This is a genomic window from Streptosporangium canum (assembly GCF_900113865.1).
Taxonomy (GTDB): domain Bacteria; phylum Actinomycetota; class Actinomycetes; order Streptosporangiales; family Streptosporangiaceae; genus Streptosporangium; species Streptosporangium canum.
Genome location: NZ_FOQY01000001.1, coordinates 45589 through 66890 on the forward strand (window position 1 = coordinate 45589; position 21302 = coordinate 66890).

Below are 21302 nucleotides of genomic sequence, written 5' to 3' on the forward strand. Positions count from 1 at the left end.
AAAGGGTACGCGACCGCCGAACCCCGTTGTGTACGGCTCGCGCCCCCGCCATGGCTAGCATGGGGCCGCGAGGGACCATCGGGAGGCGGACGTGCGGGAACGTGGGCGACGGGGTCTGCTCGTGCTCGCCCTCGCCCTGGTGACCGCGACCGCCGCGTGCTCGGGCTCCGGCGGCACCTCCGCGGGGCAGGGCCGTCCGGCGACCGGCTCCCCCCTCACCCCCGCCGCCCTGCCCGCGCCCCGGGTCACGCTCGCGGAGGCGGGCAAGGAGCTGGCGGGCCTCCTGAGCGCGCAGGAGGTGCTGAGCCGCGCCACGCCGCGCCAGGACGCCGACGACAGGAACCTGCTGGAGCAGACCGACGACGGGCAGGAGGCCCTCGCCCAGGTCGCCCTCAACGGCCCGGCGGGCGCCTCTCCCCCTCACTACACCTGGGGCAGGCCGCAGCTGCTGGTCCCGCGGGTGCAGCGGACTCCTTTCTGGTTCGCCGCAGTCGTGAACCGCACGGATTCGGCGGGCGAGGTGCGCCCCGCCGTACTGACGCTGATCAAATACGGCGGGGAGCGGTGGACCCTCAGCTCCGCCTCGCTGCTGGAGCCCGGCGCGCGGATACCGGAGATCGCCAAGGACGCGGAGGGCTACGCCACCGCGCTGGACTACGAGGACACGAGCGTCGAGATCAGCCCCCGGCTCATGGCCCCGCTGCACGCGACCTCCGCCGAGGAGGGCACCGAGGGGTTCACCGCCGGGCTGATCGAGGCGGGGCCGCACACCACCGGCTACGCCGACGAGATCGCGGCCAACCGGCTGGACTACAAGAAGGAAGACTGCCTGGGCTACGACTCGATCTTCGCCGCGAGCAACTATCCGGTGTACGCGCTGCGCACCGCCGGCGGCGGCGCCCTGGTCACCTACTCGCTGGTCAGGACCACCACCGTGACCTCCAAGGTAGAGCCCTGCGCGGAGATCGTGGTGCCGCCGGACGCCAAGCATCTGGTCAAGGAGCGCCGCGCCTCCAAGGAGCTGCGCACCGTGGAGCTGCAGCAGTACGTGAGCACCGTCCCGGCCAAGAACAGCCGCAGGCCGGCGAAGATCATCGGTTATCTGGGCGGCATCACCAAGGTCTTCGTCTCCTGAGCCCCCCGTCGGCGGGCCCATCGGGGAGACCCGGCCCGCCGAGGCTCCGGCCCCTCGGAGACGCGGCCCTTCGAGGCTCCGGCCCCTCGGAGACCCGGCCCCTCTGAGACGCGGCCCCTCGGAGACCGGCATCCGCGGCTCCCCGGAGACCCCGGCCCCTGACGACTCCCGGGGAACGCCCCCTGACCACGCCAGGAGACCCGGCCCCCGGATCGGGGGCCGGGTCACGGCGGGCGGTCAGACCTCGCTGTGCGGCAGGTTGGTGGCGGCCACCAGCGTGCGGATCGCGCGCAGCGCCACCGACAGTGTGGCGAGGTCGAAGTTGTCGCTCTCCCAGATCTCCGACAAGGTCTGCCGGGCCCGCGCCATCGCCGCCGAGTTGACCTCGGTCCAGCGCGCCAGGCGCTCCTCCGGCGTCAGCCCGGACTCGCTGTGCGCCAGGACGCCACGGGTGAGCGTGGCGTGCGCGGCGTAGAGGTCGTCGCGGAGCGCGGCCCGTGCCATGGAGTTCCACCGGTTGTCCCTGGGCAGCGCGATGACGCGCTCGCGCAGCCCGGAGAGCTGGAGCCGGTCGGCCAGGTCGAAGTAGACCTCGGCCACCTCGTTCACCGGCCGGCCGGTGTGCACGGCCGCCTCCACCAGGTCGAACGTGGAGTAGGCCGGGACCATCGCGGCGACCCGCTCGGCCAGCTCCGGGGGCACGCCCCGGGCGACGAAACTGTCGCGCCGATCCTCGAACGCCGCCAGGTCGGAGCCGGTCAGCAGCTTGGGCAGGTGCGCCAGCAGCCCGTTCATGCCCTTGGCGAAGAAGTTCACCGTGGAGGCCAGGTCCAGCGGCGCGCGGCGGTTGCCGAGCAGCCACCGGGTGCCGCGCTCGGCCAGCTTGCGCGCCTCAAGCTCCATGGCGATCTGAGTTGAGGTGTCCACCTTGTTGTCCAGCTCCTCGATCTGCCGCCAGAAGCTGGGCAGGTCGAAGACCTCGCGGGTGACGAGGTAGGCGCGGGCGATGTCGGGGGTGGACGCGCCGCTCTCCTCGCCGAGACGGAACATGAAGGTGGTCCCGCTGGAGTTGACCAGGTCGTTCACCACGCCGGTGGTGATGATCTCCCGGCGGAGCGGGTGGGCGTCCATGTAGTGGCGGAAGCGCTCGCGCAGCGCCGTCGGGAAGTAGGACACCAGCCAGGAGGCCAGGTAGGGGTCGTCGGGCAGGTCGGAGCCGAGGATCTCGGCGTCCACCACCAGCTTGGTGTAGGCCAGCAGCACCGAGAACTCCGGCGCGGTCAGCCCGAGTCCGGCCTGGCGCCGCTCGGCGAGCGTCTTGTCCGACGGCAGGTACTCCAGCTCGCGGTTGACCAGCCCGGCCCGCTCCAGCTTGCGGAGCTGGCGGGAGTGGATGTGCAGCATCTCCGGCGCCTGCGCGCGGGCGGCGGCCAGCACCACGTTCTGGTCGTAGTTGTCCCGCAGGACCAGGCCGGCGACCTCGTCGGTCATGTCGAGGAAGAGCTGGTTGCGCTGCTTGTCGGTGAGTTCGCCCTCACGGACCGCCCGGTCCAGCAGGACCTTGATGTTCACCTCGTGGTCGGAGGTGTCCACGCCCGCGGAGTTGTCGATGAAGTCGGTGTTGACGAGCCCGCCGTTGAGTGCGAACTCGATCCGGGCGAGCTGGGTGAAGCCCAGGTTGCCGCCCTCGCCGATCACCTTGCAGCGCAGTTCGGAGGCGTTGACCCGCAGGCCGTCGTTGGCCTTGTCGCCGACGTCGGCGTGCGACTCGCCCGACGCCTTGGCGTAGGTGCCGATGCCGCCGTTCCACAGCAGGTCCACCGGGGCCCGCAGGATGGCGCTGATCAGGTCGTTGGGGGCCAGCGAGGTCACCCCGTCGGCGATGCCGAGCGCGGTGCGCATCTGCGGGGAGAGCGGGACGGACTTGGCCGTGCGCGGCCAGACGCCGCCGCCGTGCGCGATGAGCGAGGTGTCGTAGTCGGCCCACGAGCTGCGCGGCAGCGCGAACAACCGGGCCCGCTCGGCGTAGCTGCGCGCGGCGTCCGGGTCGGGGTCGACGAAGATGTGCCGGTGGTCGAAGGCGGCGACCAGCCGGATGTGCTGGGAGAGCAGCATGCCGTTGCCGAACACGTCGCCGGACATGTCGCCGACGCCGGCCACGGTGAAGTCGGTGGTCTGGATGTCGACGCCGGCCGTGCGGAAGTGGTATTTGACCGACTCCCAGGCGCCGCGCGCGGTGATGCCCATGGCCTTGTGGTCGTAGCCGATCGAGCCGCCGGAGGCGAAGGCGTCTCCCAGCCAGAAGCCGTACTCCTTGGCCACCGCGTTGGCGATGTCGGAGAACGTCGCGGTGCCCTTGTCGGCGGCGACCACCAGGTAGGTGTCGTCCTCGTCGTGCCTGACCACGTCGGCGGGCGGGACCACCTGGCCGTCGACGAGGTTGTCGGTGATGTCCAGCAGGCCGGAGATGAACATCCGGTAGCAGGCGACGCCCTCGGCCAGCACATCCTCCCGGGCGCCCGACTTCGGCGGGTTCTTCACCACGAAGCCGCCCTTGGAGCCGGTGGGGACGATGACGGTGTTCTTCACCATCTGCGCCTTCACCAGGCCGAGGACCTCGGTGCGGAAGTCCTCCATCCGGTCCGACCAGCGCAGGCCGCCTCGCGCCACCTTGCCGAAGCGCAGGTGCACGCCCTCGACCCGGGGCGAGTAGACGAAGACCTCGAACTTCGGCCGGGGCAGCGGCAGCACGCTGATCGACGGCGAGTCGAACTTCAGGCTGATGTACGGCTTGCGCTCGCCGTCCACGGTCTGGAAGTAGTTCGTCCGCAGCGTGGCGTTGATCATCTCCAGGTAGGCCCGCAGGATGCGGTCCTCGTCCAGGGAGGCCACGTCGTCCAGGGCGCCGAGGATCTCCTCGTTCAGCGCCTCGCCCAGGTCCGACCGGACCTCCTCCGAGCGCCGGGGGTCGAGCCTGGCCTCGAACAGCCGCACCAGCAGCCGCGCGAGCCGTACGTTGCCGAGCAGCACCCGCTCGATGTAGTCCTGGCTGAACGTGGTCCCGGCCTGGCGCAGATATTTGGCGTAGATCCGCAGGGTCTCGGCCTGCTCCCAGGTCAGCCCGGCGGCCAGGACGAGCGCGTTGAAGCCGTCGCTCTCCACCCGGCCCCGCCACAGCGCGCCGAACGCGTCCTGGAACAGCCGCTTGAACTCGTCCCTGTCCACCTCCGACGAGGGGGTGTAGCGCAGGCCGAAGTCGTAGATCCAGGCGTCCTTGGTCTGCGCGTCGCCGTCACGGTTGATCTCGTACGGCCGCTCGTCGACCACCTCGACGCCCATCCGCTGGAGCAGCGGCAGCACGTGCGACAGGGAGATGGAGGCGCCGATCCGGTAGAGCTTGAACCGGCGCTCGCCCTCGGCGGCGTCGTAGGGCTCGTAGAGGTTCATCCCGATCTCGTCGGAGGAGTCGGCGGCGAGCGCCTCCAGGCGGCGCAGGTCGGCGACCGCCATCCGGGCGGGGAAGTCGGCCTTGTAGCCCTCGGGGAACGCCGAGGCGTAGCGGCGGACCAGGCCGGGCGTCTCCTCCTCCGAGCTCAGCTCGGCGATGGCGGTGGCCAGGTCGTCGTCCCAGGAGCGGGTGGCGGCGGCCAGTTTGGCCTCCAGCTCCTCCACGTCGACCGCCTCGGCGTTCAGCGGCCTGCCCCGCTCGCCGCGCACGACCACGTGCAGCCGGGCGAGGGCCGACTCGCCGATCATCGCGCTGTAGTCGAAGGAGGTGCCGCCGACCGCCTTGAGCAGGATCTCCTGCATCTTGACGCGGATCTTCGTGGTGTAGCGGTCACGCGGGAGGTAGATCAGGCAGGAGATGTAGCGGCCGTAGTCGTCCGGGCGGAGGAAGACCTTGACCTGCTTGCGCTCGCGGAGCCTGAGCACGCCGAGCGCGATCGGCAGGAGCTGTTCCACCGGGGTCTGGAAGAGCTCGTCGCGGGGGAAGGTCTCCAGGATCTCGATGAGGTCCTTGCCGTCGTGGCTGTCGGGGGCGAACCCGGCCAGGTCGAGGACCTCGGCCAGCTTGCGCCGGAGCACCGGGATGCGGGAGATCGACTCGCTGTAGGCCACGTGGGTGAACAGGCCCAGGAAGCGCCGCTCGCCGATGACCTCACCGGAGGCGTCGAAGAGCTTCACGCCCACATAGTCGAGGTAGGCGGGGCGGTGGACGGTGGCGCGGGTGTTGGCCTTGGTGATGATCAGCATCTGCTGCTTCTCCCGGGCCTTGGCCCGCAGCTCCGGGGAGAGGGCGGCGAAGCTGTCGGAGCCCGCCTTGTCGTGGCGGAGGATGCCCAGCCCGGTCCCGGCCACCGGGCGCAGCGTGTCGCCCTCCGGGGTCTCCTCCAGGCGGTATTCGCGGTAGCCGAGGAAGGTGAAGTGCCCGTCGGCCAGCCAGCGCATCAGCTCCAGGCTGTCCTCGACCCCCGCCAGGTCCAGCGGCGGCGGGTTGACCGACACGTCCTCGGCGGTCTGCACGGCGAGGGCCCGCATCTTGACGAAGTCCTCGACGGCGTAGCGCACGTCCTCCAGGACGCGCTGCAGGTCGGTTTCGAGCTCCTTGAGCGCGGCCGGGTCGGCCTGCCTGTCGATCTCGAAGTGCATCCAGGACTCGACGAGCGTCTGCCCGGTGACGTCGTCCTGCTCCGGGCCGAGCAGTTTGCCGGTCATGTCTCTGCGCACCCGCATCTGCGGGTGGATGACGAGCTGGGTGCCGATCTGGTGCCGGTCGAGCTCCATCGTCACCGAGTCGACGAGGAAGGGCATGTCGTCGGTGACCACCTCGACGACCGAGCAGCCGGGGTCCCAGCCGTGCTCCTCCAGGCTCGGGGTGTAGGCCCGCACCATGGCGCGGCCCTGGGGGCGCTTCTCCGCGAGCTGCCGCTGGGCCATCGCCGGGCCGTACACGTCGACCGGGTTGCGGCTCAGCAGGTCTTCTGTCGCGACATGCCGGTAGTAGAGCCTGAGGTAGGCGAGCGCCTCCTCGGCACCCACGTGGTCGCTGCCCGGTGTGTGCGCGCACATTTCGGCGGCACTCCTCAGCAGCTCGTCCTTGGCCTCGTCGAGCGGCATGTCGCTCTCACTCCTTTGTGAGGGGTTTTTCCACATTTGATTAGGGATCTAGGACCAAGTCCGTAGTTCCCACATAAGGGGGAGGTAATGCGGGCGCGGGCGCCTTCCGGGACACGGTGTCCCCGGCTCTGTCGCGATCCACGGCTCGGCCGCCGACCGGGGACACGTCCGCGGCGGGGCGGCGGTCTCGTCATGGGTGAGCCGGTCCTCGGCCAGTCGCCGCGGGTCTTCATGTGACCCGCGGTCCCTCGCCACCGTCAGCGGGGAAGCGGAGGTCTCCTGGTCGGAGACGGCGAATCCTCGCTGGGAGAGGGCGGTGAGATCAGCATCCCACACGGTGGGCCGGGAAGGGCGGCGTCGCCGCCGGGCGAGTCCGGTCGCACCGGCGCCCCTCGGACTGTCCAGACAGCTCACGTCACTCCGCTCACCGGACATGGCCCGCGGCACAACACCTCCAGCGGCCATCTGCCCCGATCCCCGTTGACCGGAACATGCCGCCGCTCCTGATACCACCCGAAAAGCCGTAAAACGTCAACGTGACAGCCCCGCAGCCGCCGAGGGGATCGAGAAGACCCGGTCGGCGGTGCCCGGCGGCCGTGGCGTCTCACCCGGTCTCCGGAAGGAGAGAGCTCCTCCCCCACCGCCAATCGTAGGGGTCCGCGGCGGGTGCGGTCGTTGTGATGCGAATGTGATCAACCAGGCGGGCCGGGCGGCCGTCTCAACGGGCAGGAAAACGGAAACCCTCGGGGAGACGATCATGCGGCCCGCTCCGGACAGACGGACATTTCTTCGGATCGGCGGCATGGCCGCCCTGACCCTGGGAGCCGGGATGCCCGCAGCGGCAGGACCCTCCCGATCGGATTGGAACGCTCTCGCGGAAGGGCTGGACGGCAGGCTCATCCGGCCCGGCGACACCTCCTACGACACGGCCCGCCGCCTGTTCAACCCCTCCTTCGACGGGGTGCGGCCCGCGGGCGTGGCCTACTGCGCCACCCCCTCCGACGTGGCCGAGTGCGTCGGCTTCGCCCGGCGGACGAACGTGCCGCTGGCCGTGCGGTCGGGCGGCCACTCCTACGCCGGATGGTCCACCGGCACCGGCCTGGTCATCGACGTCTCCCCGATGAACAAGATCATCCACGCGTCCGGCCGGGCGACCGTCGGGGCGGGCGCCAAGCTCGTCGACGTCTACGAGAAGCTGGGCGCGAGCGGGGTCAGCATCCCGGCGGGCACCTGCCCCACGGTCGGGGTGAGCGGGCTGGCGCTGGGCGGCGGGATCGGCGTGGTCTCCCGGAAGTACGGCCTGACCTGCGACGTGATGGAGTCCGTCCAGATCGTCACGGCTGACGGCCGGCTGCTGACCTGCGACGCCGACCACAACGCCGACCTCTACTGGGCCTCGCGCGGCGGGGGCGGCGGCAACCTCGGCGTGGCGGTCTCCTTCGGCTTCCGGACCCACCGCACGCGTGAGGTGACGGTGTTCTTCCTGCACTGGCCGTGGGCCAGGGCCGCCAAGGCGCTCCGGGCGTGGCAGGCGTGGGCGCCCTCCACGCCCGACGAGCTGTGGTCCACGATGCATCTGAGCCGCGACGGCGGGACGGACGTGCAGATCGGCGGCCTCTACCTGGGCGGCAGGGCGGACTGCGAGCGGCTGCTGGACCGGCTGGCCGACCGGATCGGCGCGGTCTCCTCCAGCTACGTCCGGCAGACCTCCTACCGCCAGGCCATGATGATCATGGCGGGCTGCTCCACCCTGTCGGTCTCCCAGTGCCACCAGGGCGGTTCCCTGCCCGGCCAGACCCGCGACGGCAGGCTGCCGCGGGACAACTTCACCGCCAAGTCGCACATGGCCTACCGCCCGCTGTCGGAGGCCGGCGCCAGGGCGCTGGTCGCCGAGGTCGCCCGGCCGGGCAGCCACACCGTGCTCCTGGACGCCCTCGGCGGCGCCGTCGGCCGGGTCCGCCCGGAGGCCACCGCCTTCCCGCACCGGGCCGCCCTCTACAGCGTGCAGTACTACGCCCACCGCACCGGGGCGGCGACCTGGGCCAGGACCGCGCACGCCGCCATGCGTCCCCACTTCGGCGACCACGCCTACGTGAACTACGTCGACGCCGAACTCGGCGGCTGGCGCTCGGCCTACTACGGGGCGAACGCCGGGCGGCTCGCCCGCGTCAAGGCCGCCCACGACCCGGGCCGCCTCTTCCGGCTCCCCCAGGGGATCTGAGAGCGGTCCGGACGCGGGTCCCGGGGCGGATGAGCCGGTGTCCGCGTCCGCCCGGGACGGATGTCCCCCTCGGGACCGCCCCGGAGGTCACGTGGTTCGCCGGGCGGAGACACCGGCCGAGGACGCCTCGGCGCGCCGAGGCGTCCTCGGTGCCCCGCGTCAGTCCTTCACCGGAGCGAAGTGGGACAGGACCTCCGGGTTGGCCATGGCGTCGAGGTTGGCGGCCTGCTCCGGGGGCACCCCGAGGAGGATCTTGCGGACGGGGACCTCCAGCTTCTTGCCGCTGAGCGTGCGCGGGATCCCGGGGACCTCGATGATCTCGTTCGGCACGTGCCGGGGGGACAGCGCGTCCCTGAGGGCCGCGCGCAGGCCCGCGACCAGCGCGTCGGAGAGGGCGGCCCCTTCGGCCATGGTGACGTAGAGCAGCAGGCGGCCCTCCTGGCCGAGCTGACCGGTGTCGATCACCAGGCTGTCGGCGATCTCGTCGAAGCGCTCCACCACCCGGTAGAACTCGCTGGTGCCCATCCGGACGCCGCCCCGGTTGAGGGTGGAGTCGGACCGGCCGTAGATCACGCAGCCCCCGTCGGGGAGGATCTTGATCCAGTCACCGTGCCGCCAGACGCCCGGGTAGTCGGCGAAGTAGCTCTCCCGGTATCGCGACCCGTCGGCGTCGTTCCAGAACATCACCGGCATCGACGGCATCGGCGCGGTCAGCACCAGCTCGCCGACCTCGCCGACCACCGGCGCGCCCGACGGGTCGAAGGACTCGACCCTGGCCCCCAGGCAGCGGCACGGGATGACGCCCGCGCGGACCGGCAGCAGCGGCACCGCGCCGACGAAGCCGGTGCAGACGTCGGTGCCGCCGGAGAACGAGCCGAGCTGGACCTCCGGCAGCGCGTCGTGCACCCAGGCGAACCCCTCGGGCGGCAGCGGCGATCCGGTGGAGCCCAGGCCGCGCAGCGCCGTGAGCCCGGCGGGCCGCAGGCCCGCCTTCATGGAGGCGACCAGGTACGGCGCACCGGTGCCGAAGTAGGTGACCTTCTCCTCGGCGGCCAGCCGCCACAGCGCGTCGGTGCCCGGATAGGTGGCCGCCCCGTCGTAGAGGACCACCGTCGAGCCGGTCAGCAGGCCGCCGATGAGGTAGTTCCACATCATCCAGCCGGTGGTGGTGTACCAGAAGAAGACGTCATCCTCGCCCAGGTCCTGGTGGAAGGAGAGCGCCTTGAGATGCTCCAGCACCACGCCGCCGTGGCCGTGCACGATCGGCTTGGGCAGCCCGGTGGTGCCGGAGGAGTAGACGATCCAGAGCGGGTGGCCGAAGGGCACCGGCTCGAAGGCCAGCGGTCCGGCGGAGCCGCGCAGGTCCGCCCAGCTGAGGATGGCGCCGCCGCCCTCCGACGGGGCCCGCCCCGCGTCCGGCGCGCCGCGATCACCGGACGCGCCGTCGGCGCCGGGACCGCCAAGGCCGCCAGGACTGTCAGGACCGCCGGGTCCGCCGGACGCGCCGGCGGCGCCCGGCGTGCCGGGACCGTGCGGCGTCGCTATCCGCACCTGCGCGACCAGGGTCGGCAGCTTGGCGGCGATGTCCCGGACGACCTCGGCCCGGTCGTACCGCCTGCCGTTGTAGTCGTAGCCGTCGACCGCGATGAGCACCTTCGGCTCGATCTGGGTGAAGCGGTCGATCACGCTGGGCGCGCCGAAGTCCGGGGAGCAGGACGACCAGATCGCCCCCAGGGAGGCGGTGGCGAGGAAGGCGACCAGCGTCTCGGGGACGTTCGGCGCGTACGCCGCGACCCGGTCCCCCCGGCCGACGCCCAGCCCGGCCAGGCCCGTGCGGACCCGCGCCACCTCCTCGGCCAGCTCTCCCAGGGTGAGCGTCCGCCGCCCGCCCGCCTCGTCGCGGAAGACCACCGCGAGCCGGTCGGGCTCGGCCCCGGCCCGGCGCAGCGCGTTGGCCGCGTAGTTCAGCGTGGACCCGGTGAACCATTCGACGCCGGGCATCGTCCCGGATATGACGGGCCCGTCACCACGCTCACCCACGACACCGAAGTAGTCCCAGACCGACGTCCAGAACTCGGCCGGGGCGTCCACCGACCACTGCCACAGGGACTCGTAGTCACCGGACCGGCCGAGCCACTCCATGTAGCGGGTGACCTTGGCGTCCCTCACGACCTCCGGGGCGGGTTCCCAGAGCAGCGCACCTTCCTCAACCATGGCCCCATCCTCTCGGCGGCCCGCCGGAATGTCATCCCCGGCGGCCACACACCCTCGGGTTTCGCGGTGTGGCTCAGCCACGTAGCCGTTCCACGGCGGCCCGCGCCGCGGTGCCGATCACCGCGTCGGCACGGGGCTGGTTCTGCGCGGTGCCGTAGGAGCGGGTGAAGACCGCGACCGCGTAGCGACCGCCGTCGGGGTACTCCACCACGCCGACCTCGTTGCGGACCGTGGGCAGCGTGCCGGTCTTGCCGCTCACCGCGACGTCGTCGTAGGGGAATCCGGCGGCGAGCCGGTGCGGCCAGACCTGCAGGCCGAGCAGCCTGCGCATCGAGGCGCACGAGGCGGCCGAGGCCGCCTCGTCGCGCCAGACCATGCCCAGCAGCCGGGTCATGTCGCGCGGGGTGCTCCGGCTGGTGCGTGCCGGGTCCAGTGCCCGGAGCCGGGAGATCGTCGCGGGGTCGGTGGGCATCTCCTCCTGTCCGGCGTCCTCGACGATGCTGGCGAACAGGCTCCGGCAGTCGTGCTCGACCCACGTCCCGTCCAGGCCCTCGGCGGCGAGCATCGTGTTGACCGCCGACAGGCCGACCCTGCCGACCAGGGTGTCGGCGGCGGTGTTGTCGCTCACCGCGATCATCAGGTAGGCCAGGTCGCGCAGGGACATCGTCACGTCGTCGGCCATGGCCGACACCCCGGTGGGCCCGGGAGTGTGGCGGTCCGCCATGACCGTGATCCGTTCGGTCACGTCCAGCCGTCCCGCGTCCGCCTGCCGGAAGAACTCCACCAGCAGCGCCAGCTTGAACACCGAGGCCATGACCACGGGCTCGTCGGCGCCGTGGGCGACCTCGGCCCCGGTGTCCAGGTCCACCGCGTGCAGGAACCCGGTCACTCCGGCCGCGCGGAACAGGCCGCCGAGGTCGGTCACGCCAGGAATCCAGAGGCGGGCCTGGCACGGACGCGCCGCGCAGGCGCCACACCGTCATCGGTCATTCCGGCATTCTCCTTCAGCACTCCTACGGCCACCGCCCCGAAGATTACGGCAGCGTCCGCCGCCGCTCCCCGCCAGGCCGTGGAGATCCGCCACGCGAGGGGACTGCCCAGCAGCGGCCTCCATCGGAGTCCGGGCAGCTCCACCTGGGGCCCGAAGGCGACGGCCGTACCGGCCAGGACCAGTCCGAGGGTCTGCGCCTCGTGCACCTTCTCCGGGACGAACCCGTGGTGACGGCACTCCGCGAGCGTCTCCTCGTGCAGGCCGGGCTCGCGGGGGAAGAGCACGAGCTGCCGGCCCGCCAGGTCGGCCAGGTGCACCGACGACGTCGCCGCGAGCGGGTCGGTCTCGGCCAGCACCACGCCGGGGCGCTGGACGAGCACCGGGCCGAAGCTCAGCCCGGGGGCGGTCACCGGGTGGCGGAGCAGACCCACGTCGAGGGTGCCGTCGGTGAGCGCGATGACCTGGTCGGCGCTCCACATCTCGGCGGGCGCGGGCCGTACGTCGGGCGCGCGGTCGCGGAACCCGGCGATCAGCGCCGCGATCAGCGCGGATCCCAGATCGGGGGTGACTCCCACGCGGAGCACCTCGCTCTCCCCCTGCCCGGCCAGGTCACGCAGCCTGTCCACCCGCGCGACGATCTCGCGGGCCTCGGCCAGCAGCAGCCGGCCCGGCTCGGTCAGCCGGACCTGGCGGCTGGACCGGTCGAACAGCCGCACGCCGAGCTCCTCCTCCAGCCGCCGGATGCGCTGGCTGAGCGGCGGCTGGGCCATGCCGAGCCGGACCGCCGCGTTGCCGAAATGCAGCTCTTCGGCGACGACCGTGAAGTAGCGCAGATGTCGCACGAGATCCATGAACAGCAACTATATCCGTTTCTGTATTGATAATGGCCACATACCAATATTGGACATCAAGGACATCTCTCTGGTCTCCTCAGTCCGCGAGGACAAGGGGACGATTGATGAAGCTGAAATACCTGGCGGCGGCCGTACTGGTGCCGGTCGCCGTGGTCGGCGGGGGCGTGTGGGCGCTGAGCACCCGGGGATCGGCCGAGCAGACGGCCCAGGAGTTCCTGGCGGCCTGGGGCAGGCAGGACTACCCGGCGATGCGGGCGCTCACGGTCGAGCCGCCCGGCGACTTCGACCGCTGGTACCAGCGGTTCCGGACCGACCTGAAGCTGTCGGGGGCCGGCTTCGAGGTCACCGGGAGCACCGACTCCAAGGTCGCCTTCCACGCCGAACTGGACGGACCGGTGGACTGGGCCTACGACGGCTCGCTGGCGCTGGTCGAGCACGAGCGGAGCTGGCGGGTGAAGTGGAGCCCGGCGGCGATCCATCCCCGGCTCGAACCCGGCCTGCGGTTCAAGACCGTGCTGGTCAAGGCCGAGCAGGCGCCGATCCTGGCCGCCGACGGGACCCGCGTCGACACCGCCACCGCGCCGGGCTCGATCCAGCAGCTCGTCGAGGGGCTCAGGGATAAGTACGCCTCCCGGCTCACCGGCACCTCCTCGGCCCGGGTGGACCTGGTCCGGGGCGGCAAGCAGGTCGCCACACTCGCCACCGCCGAGGCCAAGCCCGGCGAGGAGCTGCGGACCACGATCGACCTGCGCGTCCACCGGGCCGCCGCCGCGGCCCTGGACGCGGTGGACAAGCCCGCCTCCCTGGTCGCGCTGCGGCCCTCGACCGGCGAGGTCCTGGCCGTGGTCAACAAGCCCGGCGGGTTCAACCGGGCACTGCTCGGCCACTACCCTCCCGGCTCGACCTTCAAGGTGGTCACGGCCTCGGCTCTGATCGCCGACGGCATGACCGCGGGCGGGCTCGTGCCCTGCCCGGCCGAGCAGAACATCGGCGGCTTCCCCTTCCACAACGCCGGGTTCAAGGACTACGGCACGATCGCGCTGCGCGAGGCGTTCGCCCACTCCTGCAACACCACGTTCGGGGAGCTCAGCGTGGAGCGGCTCGGCGGGAAGCGGCTGGCCGCGGTGGCGGCGAGCTTCGGGTTCGGAGGCCCGGTGGACCCCGGTGTGCCCGCCGTACGGGCGCAGTTCCCCGACCCGAAGGACGACACCGACCTCGCGTCGGCCTCGATCGGGCAGGGCCGCGTCCTGACCAGCCCGCTGAACATGGCGACCGTGGCGGCGGCGATCGCCGACGGCTCCTGGCGCCCGCCCCGCCTGGTGGCCGCGGACCTGCTGCCGCCGGTCCAGCCGAGGAAACTGGAGCCGGCGGTGGTACGGGCGTTGCGCACGCTGATGCCCGCGGTGGTGGTGGAGGGCACGGCGAGCGCGGTCTCCTTCCCCCCGGGTACGGCGGGCAAGACCGGCACCGCCGAGTTCGGCTCGGGCAAGGAACCGCCGTCCCACGCGTGGTTCATCGGCTACCGGGACGACCTGGCGTTCTCGGTGATCGTGGAGGGCGGCGGCGCGGGCTCCGCGGTGGCCGCGCCCATCGCGGGCCGCTTCCTCGGCGGGCTCACGGAACCCTAGCCGTCGAAGATCGAAAAGGGGCTGGCGGGCCGTGACCGGCACGTGTTCTCCTGAAGGATGAGTGATCCTTTGAACGAACGCGACCAGGCCGCGGCCGCGCTGGAGATGGTGGCCAGAGCCGCCGGCCCCTACCTCGAATCGCTCGGCGAGCGCCCCGTGCACGACCACGGGGCCGACGGCCTGCTCGACCTGCTCAACGGCCCGCTCCCCGAACGCGGCGAAGGCACGCTGGACAGCGTCGAACGCCTGCTGCACGTCGGCACCGAGGCGGCGACGCACTCCTCGGGACCGCGTTTCTTCCACTTCGTCGTCGGCGGCTCCACCCCGGCGGCCCAGGCGGGCGACTGGGTGACCTCCCTGCTGGACCAGGCCGGCGGGCTCTGGCTGACCTCGCCGTTCGCCACCCGGGCGGAGACCGTCGTGCTGCGGTGGCTGAAGGACCTGTTCGGGCTGCCGCGATCCTACGGCGGCGTGCTGACCCCGAGCGCGACCTTCGCCAACCTCACCGGGCTGGCGTGCGCCCGGCAGTGGTGGGGCGAGCGCCACGGCGCCGACGTGACGGCCGACGGGCTCGCCGGACTGCCGCGGATGCCCGTGCTGGCCGGGGGGTACATCCACCCCAGCAGCCGCAAGGCGCTGCTGACGCTCGGCTGCGGCCGGGACGGCGCCCGCGTCTTCGCCCGGGACGAGGCGGGGCGGGTCGATCTGGAGGCCATGGACCGGGAACTCGGACGGATCGACGGCCCGGCGGTGATCGTCGGGAACGCGGGCGAGGTGAACGCCGGCGACTTCGACCCCATCGACGACCTCGCGGACCTGGCCGAGCGGCACGGCGCCTGGCTGCACGTGGACGGGGCCTTCGGCCTGTTCGCGGCTGCCTCGCCCCGCCTGTCGCACCTGGTCAAGGGGGTGGAGCGGGCGCACTCGGTGACCTCCGACGGGCACAAGTGGCTCAACGTCCCCTACGAGAGCGGGTTCGCGTTCGTCCGCGATCCGGAGCTCATGGGCCGGACCTTCGGCCCGTGGGGCGCGGCGTACCTCCCGGCCGAGGACGACCCGCACGTCAACTACAACTGCCTGGGCCCGGAGTCCTCCCGCCGCGCGCGTGCGCTGCCCATCTGGGCGACCCTGCGGGCCTACGGCAGGCAGGGCCACCGGGAGATGGTCGAGCGCCACCACGATCTGGCCCTGCGGCTGGGCGCGATCGTCGAGGAAGCCCCCGACCTGGAGCTGCTCGCCCCGGTACGGCTGTGCGTGGTCTGCTTCCGCTACCGCCCGCCCGGCGTCCCCGAGGAGGAGCTGAACGCGCTGAACGCGTGGATCGGCCAGGAGCTGCTCGCCGACGGCCGGGTCTACGCCGGGACCACCACCTACCGGGGCATGACCGCCCTGCGACCGGCCATCCTCAACTGGCGCACCACCGAGGCCGACATCGACCTGCTGGCCTCGGTCGTCCGCGAGATCGCCGCCCGCCGTCCGGGATGACCACGCGCCGCACGGGATGGCCCGTGCGGCGGGCGGGGGCGGCTCGGGCGGCGGGCGGCTCGGGCGGCGGGCCGTGGAGCGAGGGTCCGGCCGGCGCCTTGCGGGCCGAGGGTCTAGCCGGCTTTGCGGGCCGGTGAGGTGAGCCCGGCCACGGCCGCGACGACCTCCGACGGGTTGGACAGGTCGGACAGCACCACGTCGGCCCCCGCCTCGTGGAGCTCGGCCGGGAGGGATCGGCCGGTGGCGACCGCGATCATCGACGCCCCGGCGATCCTGGCGGCCTGGACGTCCCTGGCCGAGTCGCCGATCATCACGGTGTTGCCGCCGTCGAAGGTGCCGCCGTACTTCTGCCTGGCCCGGCCCTGCGCGACCTGGAGCAGCGTGGCCTTGGGGTAGACCTCCTCGCCGTAGCCGCCGACCTCGAAGTCCACGTGCCTGTCCAGGCCGAAGGCGGTCAGCTTGTGCACGGCGTTGCTCTTTATCGTGCCGGTGAGCACCGACTGGACCGTGCCGTCGAGCCTGGCCACGGCCTTCAGCGCGTCCGCCGCCCCGGCCATCGTCCGGCCGTCCTTGGTCAGGCGCTTGCGCCGCGCCCCGAATGCCTCGCCCAGCGCGTCCAGGAACTTGGGGAGGTGGTCGTCCTCGGCGAGGATCCCGTTGATGGCCAGCGTCTCGAAGACGATCTCCGAGTCCGGGCGGCCGTTGTGCTGGGTCAGCTTGACCAGAGGCCGCCCGGTGACCTTCCGGAAGGCGTCCGCGTACGCCTCGCGGGTGACGATGGACACATCGACCAGCGTGAGATCGACGTTCCAGAGAACGAGCCGGCTAATCGGGGCCTCCCGGAATGGTGCGGATGCCCAGGGTACGGGCTACGGCCGTACCCCGACCGCCATCAATGCCGAAATCATCCGTTTCAGGCGTAGTCGATGGCGTTCGCGAGGGTATCCACGACCGGGACGCCGAACGCCATCAGGTCGCTCCGGCTGGTCATACCGCCGGTGTAGAGCACGGCCCGCGCCCCGACGTGCTGGGCGGCGTGCGCGTCGTCCACGCTGTCGCCGATCACGAGCACGTCGGCGGGGTCCAGGCCGAGGGCCGCGAGATGGGCCACCATCGAATCGGCCTTGTGGCCGCCGGACGCGCTGCGCAGCCCGTCGATCCGGGTGAAGTGCCGGTCGATGCCGAACTCGGCGACCTTGGGCCCCAGCCGCTCGTGCGCCCACATCGACAGCAGCGACTGCCTGCCGCCCTCCCGCTCCCAGCTCTCCAGGGTGGAGGCCGCGTCCGCCGCGAGACCGCACTCCAGCATCAGCCGGTGGTAGTTCTCGTGGAAGCCGAGGTCCAGCCTCTCCCACTCGCCGTCGTGGAGCGTACGGCCGAGCATGCGCTCGTAGGCCGTCCAGATCGGGCGGGTGTACACCGCCCGGAAACCGTCGACATCGTAGGAGCCCAGCCCGTAGGGCGCGAACACCTCGTTCGTCGCTCCGACGACGGCGTCGATATCGTGGAAGAGCGTGCCGTTCCAGTCCCACACAATGTGTCTCATATCGCCCTCCAGGATAGCCAGACCGCGCCGCCGGAGACATCCCCCGACCATCGCCGCGGGCCCCGGCGGAGCCCTCAGCCGATCAGGTCCGGTATCTCCTGGGTGGCGTACCACAGCAGATCGTTGGCCTCGGCGCCGTCCAGGGCGAACCGGGCATCGTCATCGCCCCGGTCCGCGGCCGGGAGCGCGACGATCGCGGCCTCGATGTCCTCCACCGCGGACAGGTCGTCCACGTGGACCGCGGCGATGTCGGCCATCGGGATCGCCGCGGCGAGCCGTACGCGGGCACGCTCCTCCAGCTCGGCGCCCGCGCTCACGCTCCCGTCCGGCACCTCGGCGGCGATCACCACCCGGCGCGCGGCCACCCGCACGCCGTCGGCGCGGTCGGCGGCCAGCATCCGCAGCGACGCCCTGGCCGCCTCGGTCAGGGCGACGTACTCCAGTTCCTCGGTGTCACCCGAGACGTACCACTCGACCAACGCGGGTGTCACCGCGTAGCCGGTCAGCGGGGCCGGGCCGAGCTCCCCCAGGGTGACCACACGGGCCAGCGCGGGGAGCGTGCACGGCAGGTAGACGCGCATCCATGCCTCGATCTGTTTCTCCGACACCGGCGTCCGGTTCGACGCCGATCATCCATCGAGTGTGCCAGTCCCGGCGACCCGGTCGCGAGATCCGGCACACCGGACGGGCAGTCAGCGCAGCGGCACGCTGAAAAGCCGCTCCAGCTCGGCGATGGTCTGTTCGGGGTCCCGGTGGTGCACGCCGACGATGCCGAGCGCGCGGGCGGCCGTGATGTTGGCCTCCATGTCGTCCACGAACACGCATTCGGGCCCCGCCAGGCCGACCCTGCCGAGCGCGTGCTCGAAGATCCTCGGTTCCGGCTTGCGCATGCCGACCTCCCCCGAGATGACGATCTCGTCGAAGAAGTCGTCCCAGTCCTCGCGGGGATACTCGTTGGCCCAGGAGTTGGAGACCAGGCAGGTCCGCAGCCCGGCGGCGCGGGCCTGGCGGAGCATGTCGTACATCGGCTCGACCCGCTGGAACCCGGCGAACATCCTGGCCAGGAGTCCCTCGGCGACCGGCGGCACGCCGTCCGTGGTGACCAGCCTGGCGGCCAGGTTCCGCTCGAAGTCCAGCCCGGAGATCTCGCCCCGCTCCAGCGCGTGGACCGCGTTCTCGCCGGTCTCGGAGCCCTCGTAGGCGTGCAGCACCAGCCGGCGCATCACGTCGCGGTAGTGGCCGGCGTCGATCCGGTCGGCGACGATCCATTCGGTGATCGCCTCGGACAGACCCGTGGTGAGCACGCCACCCCAGTCGATCAGCACGCCTCTGAACATCCCGCCTCCTCATCTGGAACCGGATCCAGGTTAGGCACGGCCGGTGAGTGAACCGGAGAGGGGTGGTGCCAAACTGACCGCCATGGACTTCGCGCTCAGCACGAAGGCGGAGGAATACCTCGCCAATCTGACCGATTTCATGGTGTCCCATGTGTATCCCGCGGAGCCCGTCTACCACGGGTGGCGGCTCGCCAAGGGGCACGACGACCACACCCTGCCACCGGTCGTCGAGGAGCTCAAAGCCGAGGCCCGCTCGCGTGGTCTGTGGAATCTGTTCCTGCCCGACGAGTCGGGCATGTCGGTGCTCGACTACGCCAGCCTGGCCGAGGTGACCGGCCGCTCCATCGACCTCGCCCCGGAGGCGCTGAACTGCGCGGCCCCCGACACCGGGAACATGGAGGTCCTGCACATGTTCGGCTCGCCCGGACAGCGGGAGCGCTGGCTCAGGCCGCTGCTCTCCGGCGAGATCCGCTCGGCGTTCGCGATGACCGAACCCGCGGTGGCCTCCAGCGACGCCACCAACATCGCCACCTCCATCACCCGCGACGGCTCCGAGTACGTGATCAACGGCCGCAAGTGGTTCATCACCGGCGCGGCCGATCCGCGCTGCGAGATCATGATCGTGATGGGCAAGACCGACCCGGACGCCCCGACGCACCGCCAGCAGTCGATGGTCCTGGTCCCCATGGGCACCCCCGGCGTGGAGGTCGTCCGCCACCTGCCGCTCTTCGGTTACCAGGAGCAGCACGGCCACTCCGAGATCGTCTTCACCGACGTCCGGGTGCCCGTCTCGAACCTCATAGCGGAGGAGGGCGACGGTTTCCGCATCGCCCAGGCGCGTCTGGGACCGGGCCGCATCCACCACTGCATGCGGGCGATCGGCATGGCCGAGCGCGCCCTGGAGCTGATGTGCTCCCGCGCCGCCAACCGCGTGGCCTTCGGCCAGACCCTCGCCCAGCAGGGCGTCGTCCAGCAGCAGATCGCCGAGTCCCGGCTGGCCGTCGACCAGGCCCGGCTGCTCACCCTGAAGGCCGCCTGGATGATCGACACCGTCGGCGCCAGGGCCGCCGCCGCGGAGATCTCCGCCATCAAGGTCGTCGCCCCCCGGATGGCCTGCGAGGTCATCGACCGGGCCATCCAGGTCCACGGCGGCATGGGCGTCTGCGACGACGTCCCGCTCGCCATGATGTACGCCCAGGCCCGCGCGATGCGCATCTTCGACGGCCCCGACGAGGTCCACATCCGTACGGTCGCCCGCCGGGAGCTCAAGCCCTACCTCCTGTGAGCCCGCCGGATCTCCTGCCCTTCCATGAGCCCGCCGGGAGCTCAGGCGCTACCTTCCGCGGGCCCGCCGGATCTCCTGCGGGCCCGCCGGGCGGCGGGCCCGCACAGCCGGTGGCCGGCCGGGCCGCGACCGGCGGGGAGAACCGCCTGCGGTCAGCGGGCCCGCTCGTTGATGAGCTGGGCGACCTTGCGGTGCTCGGCCGAGCGCAGCACCCGCTCGGCCTCGGCCGGGTCGGCGACCGGCGCCCTGTCCAGCAGGCCCCGCGCGGCCTTCAGCTTCAGCAGCCGCCGGACGGACTGGTCGAGCCGCGCGGTGGAGATCTTCCCTGACTTCACCGCGGCCAGCACCGCCCCGTAGGCCTTGGGGAAGTCCGGCGGCATCAGCAGCAGGTCCGCCCCGGCCTGGATGGCCCGTACGGCCACCTGCCCGTCGCCGTACTTCTTGCGCACCCCCGCCATGTCCAGCGCGTCCGTCGAGACGACCCCGTCGAAGCCGAGCTTCTCGCGGAGCAGCCCGGTCAGGATCGGCTTGGAGAGCGTGGCGGGGTCACCGGACGGGTCGAGCTTGGGCATGACCACGTGGGCGCTCATGATCGCGTCGATGTCCTTGCCGATGGCCGCGGCGAAGGGCGGCGCGTCCAGCTTGTTCCACTGGGACAGGGAGTGCTGGATCACCGGCAGCCCGGAGTGGCTGTCCACGTTGGTGTCGCCGTGGCCGGGGAAGTGCTTGGCCGTGCTGGCGATCCCGGCGTCGTGAAAGCCCTGGACCGCGGCGGCGACCATCGGCGCCACCTTCTTCGGGTCCGAACCGTAGGCGCGGGGGCCGATCACCGGGTTGCGCGGGTTGATGTTCACGTCGGCGACCGGGGCGAAGTCGAGATTGATGCCCAGCGCGCGCAGCTCGGTGCCCGTGACCTTGGCCGCCCTGCGGGCCAGGGCGGGATCTCCGGTCGAGCCGATGACGGAGGCGCCGGGCATCGGGGTGACCAGCGGGGCCATCCGGGAGACCCTGCCGTTCTCCTGGTCGGCGCCGACCAGCAGCGGGATCTCCGGCGACGCCTTCTGCAGCCCGTTGGTCAGCGCCACGACCTGCCGGACGTTCTTGACGTTGTCCGCCCAGGGGAACAGGATCACCCCGCCCGGCCGGTATTTGGCGACCGCCTTGGCCGGGGTGCCGACCCCGAACCGCGCCTGGTTCTCTCCCGACACCGTGTCCGCCGCCGGGCCGTACAGCACCGGCATGAAGAGCTGCCCGACCTTGTCCTCCACGCTCATCCGCGCGAGCACGGCCTCCACCTTGGAGGCCCCCGGGGTCGCGGACGCCGCGGACGTCCCGGACCCCTCGGACGTCGCGGACGGCGAGGGGGCGGCGCTCGTGGCCATGTCGCTGACCTGCCCCGCGGCCGGCCGGGCGGGCGAGGCCGCCCCCGCCCCCGTGCCGGCACATCCGGCCACCATAGTCGCGATCACTGCCAGACCAGTCGTACGA

Annotated in this window: 14 protein-coding genes; 5 read left to right on the plus strand and 9 right to left on the minus strand. The window is 71.8% G+C overall.

Going from position 1 to position 21302, the window contains the following annotated elements; genetic code table 11:
* The first annotated feature begins 91 nt into the window (after positions 1-91).
* Positions 92-1135 carry a DUF8094 domain-containing protein gene (locus BM085_RS00170; protein ID WP_143120747.1) on the plus strand — a complete coding sequence of 348 codons (1044 nt, stop codon included), beginning with the start codon at positions 92-94 and terminating at the stop codon, positions 1133-1135.
* A 237-nt stretch (positions 1136-1372) separates the two neighbouring features.
* On the opposite strand, the gene BM085_RS00175 is transcribed toward BM085_RS00170, so the two are convergent.
* Positions 1373-6253, minus strand: coding sequence for an NAD-glutamate dehydrogenase (locus BM085_RS00175; protein WP_093885029.1), 4881 nt, complete (start codon positions 6251-6253; stop codon positions 1373-1375).
* Between the two features lie 802 nt (positions 6254-7055).
* Here BM085_RS00175 and BM085_RS00180 point away from each other — a divergent pair.
* Positions 7056-8474 carry an FAD-binding oxidoreductase gene (locus tag BM085_RS00180; RefSeq protein ID WP_218158560.1) on the plus strand — a complete coding sequence of 473 codons (1419 nt, stop codon included), beginning with the start codon at positions 7056-7058 and terminating at the stop codon, positions 8472-8474.
* 159 nt (positions 8475-8633) lie between these two features.
* On the opposite strand, the gene BM085_RS00185 is transcribed toward BM085_RS00180, so the two are convergent.
* From BM085_RS00185 to BM085_RS00195, 3 genes are all read right to left on the minus strand, one after another.
* Positions 8634-10688 carry an acetoacetate--CoA ligase gene (locus BM085_RS00185; protein ID WP_093885030.1) on the minus strand — a complete coding sequence of 685 codons (2055 nt, stop codon included), beginning with the start codon at positions 10686-10688 and terminating at the stop codon, positions 8634-8636.
* Between the two features lie 73 nt (positions 10689-10761).
* Complete coding sequence (locus BM085_RS00190) at positions 10762-11613, minus strand: serine hydrolase (protein ID WP_093885031.1); 852 nt, start codon at positions 11611-11613, stop codon at positions 10762-10764.
* Entirely contained in the window at positions 11610-12530 is a 921-nt protein-coding gene (locus BM085_RS00195) for a LysR family transcriptional regulator (protein WP_093885346.1), read from the minus strand. The genes BM085_RS00190 and BM085_RS00195 overlap by 4 nt, the downstream gene beginning before the upstream one ends.
* Positions 12531-12637: 107 nt before the next feature.
* Between BM085_RS00195 and BM085_RS00200 the strand changes: the two genes are divergently transcribed.
* Both BM085_RS00200 and BM085_RS00205 read left to right on the plus strand, forming a co-directional pair.
* Positions 12638-14161, plus strand: a complete 1524-nt coding sequence (locus BM085_RS00200) for a penicillin-binding transpeptidase domain-containing protein (protein ID WP_093885032.1) — start codon at positions 12638-12640, stop codon at positions 14159-14161.
* 69 nt (positions 14162-14230) lie between these two features.
* Positions 14231-15646, plus strand: coding sequence for a pyridoxal phosphate-dependent decarboxylase family protein (locus BM085_RS00205; RefSeq protein ID WP_245789035.1), 1416 nt, complete (start codon positions 14231-14233; stop codon positions 15644-15646).
* A 113-nt stretch (positions 15647-15759) separates the two neighbouring features.
* Here the strand turns inward: BM085_RS00205 and BM085_RS00210 are convergent, their stop codons facing one another.
* The 4 genes from BM085_RS00210 to BM085_RS00225 form a co-directional block, all read right to left on the minus strand.
* Positions 15760-16476 carry an HAD family hydrolase gene (locus tag BM085_RS00210; RefSeq protein WP_093885034.1) on the minus strand — a complete coding sequence of 239 codons (717 nt, stop codon included), beginning with the start codon at positions 16474-16476 and terminating at the stop codon, positions 15760-15762.
* Positions 16477-16559: 83 nt separating this feature from the next.
* Complete coding sequence (locus BM085_RS00215; protein ID WP_093885035.1) at positions 16560-17192, minus strand: HAD family hydrolase; 633 nt, start codon at positions 17190-17192, stop codon at positions 16560-16562.
* A gap of 74 nt (positions 17193-17266) precedes the next feature.
* The gene (locus tag BM085_RS00220) at positions 17267-17773 is read right to left on the minus strand and encodes a DUF6912 family protein (protein WP_093885347.1); all 507 of its coding nucleotides are present in this window, start codon (positions 17771-17773) and stop codon (positions 17267-17269) included.
* 111 nt (positions 17774-17884) lie between these two features.
* Complete coding sequence (locus BM085_RS00225; RefSeq protein ID WP_093885036.1) at positions 17885-18529, minus strand: HAD family hydrolase; 645 nt, start codon at positions 18527-18529, stop codon at positions 17885-17887.
* An 82-nt stretch (positions 18530-18611) separates the two neighbouring features.
* Here BM085_RS00225 and BM085_RS00230 point away from each other — a divergent pair, with 82 nt between their 5' ends.
* Positions 18612-19814 (plus strand): acyl-CoA dehydrogenase family protein, encoded by a 1203-nt coding sequence (locus tag BM085_RS00230; RefSeq protein ID WP_093885037.1) that lies wholly within the window; start codon positions 18612-18614, stop codon positions 19812-19814.
* 152 nt (positions 19815-19966) lie between these two features.
* On the opposite strand, the gene BM085_RS00235 is transcribed toward BM085_RS00230, so the two are convergent.
* Positions 19967-21283: a glycoside hydrolase family 3 protein gene (locus BM085_RS00235; RefSeq protein ID WP_245789037.1), complete on the minus strand. Its 1317-nt coding sequence runs from the start codon at positions 21281-21283 to the stop codon at positions 19967-19969.
* Positions 21284-21302: the final 19 nt, after the last annotated feature.

Excerpts from the sequence above, each read along its gene's own strand:
- BM085_RS00185 (WP_093885030.1), bottom strand. The coding sequence starts at position 10,688 with ATGGTTGAGGAAGGTGCGCTGCTCTGGGAACCCGCCCCGGAGGTCGTG.
- BM085_RS00220 (WP_093885347.1), bottom strand. The coding sequence starts at position 17,773 with ATGCGCGTCTACCTGCCGTGCACGCTCCCCGCGCTGGCCCGTGTGGTC.
- BM085_RS00230 (WP_093885037.1), top strand. The coding sequence starts at position 18,612 with ATGGACTTCGCGCTCAGCACGAAGGCGGAGGAATACCTCGCCAATCTG.
- BM085_RS00200 (WP_093885032.1), top strand. The coding sequence starts at position 12,638 with ATGAAGCTGAAATACCTGGCGGCGGCCGTACTGGTGCCGGTCGCCGTG.
- BM085_RS00175 (WP_093885029.1), bottom strand. The coding sequence starts at position 6,253 with ATGCCGCTCGACGAGGCCAAGGACGAGCTGCTGAGGAGTGCCGCCGAA.
- BM085_RS00215 (WP_093885035.1), bottom strand. The coding sequence starts at position 17,192 with ATGAGACACATTGTGTGGGACTGGAACGGCACGCTCTTCCACGATATC.
- BM085_RS00225 (WP_093885036.1), bottom strand. The coding sequence starts at position 18,529 with ATGTTCAGAGGCGTGCTGATCGACTGGGGTGGCGTGCTCACCACGGGT.
- BM085_RS00180 (WP_218158560.1), top strand. The coding sequence starts at position 7,056 with ATGGCCGCCCTGACCCTGGGAGCCGGGATGCCCGCAGCGGCAGGACCC.
- BM085_RS00195 (WP_093885346.1), bottom strand. The coding sequence starts at position 12,530 with ATGGATCTCGTGCGACATCTGCGCTACTTCACGGTCGTCGCCGAAGAG.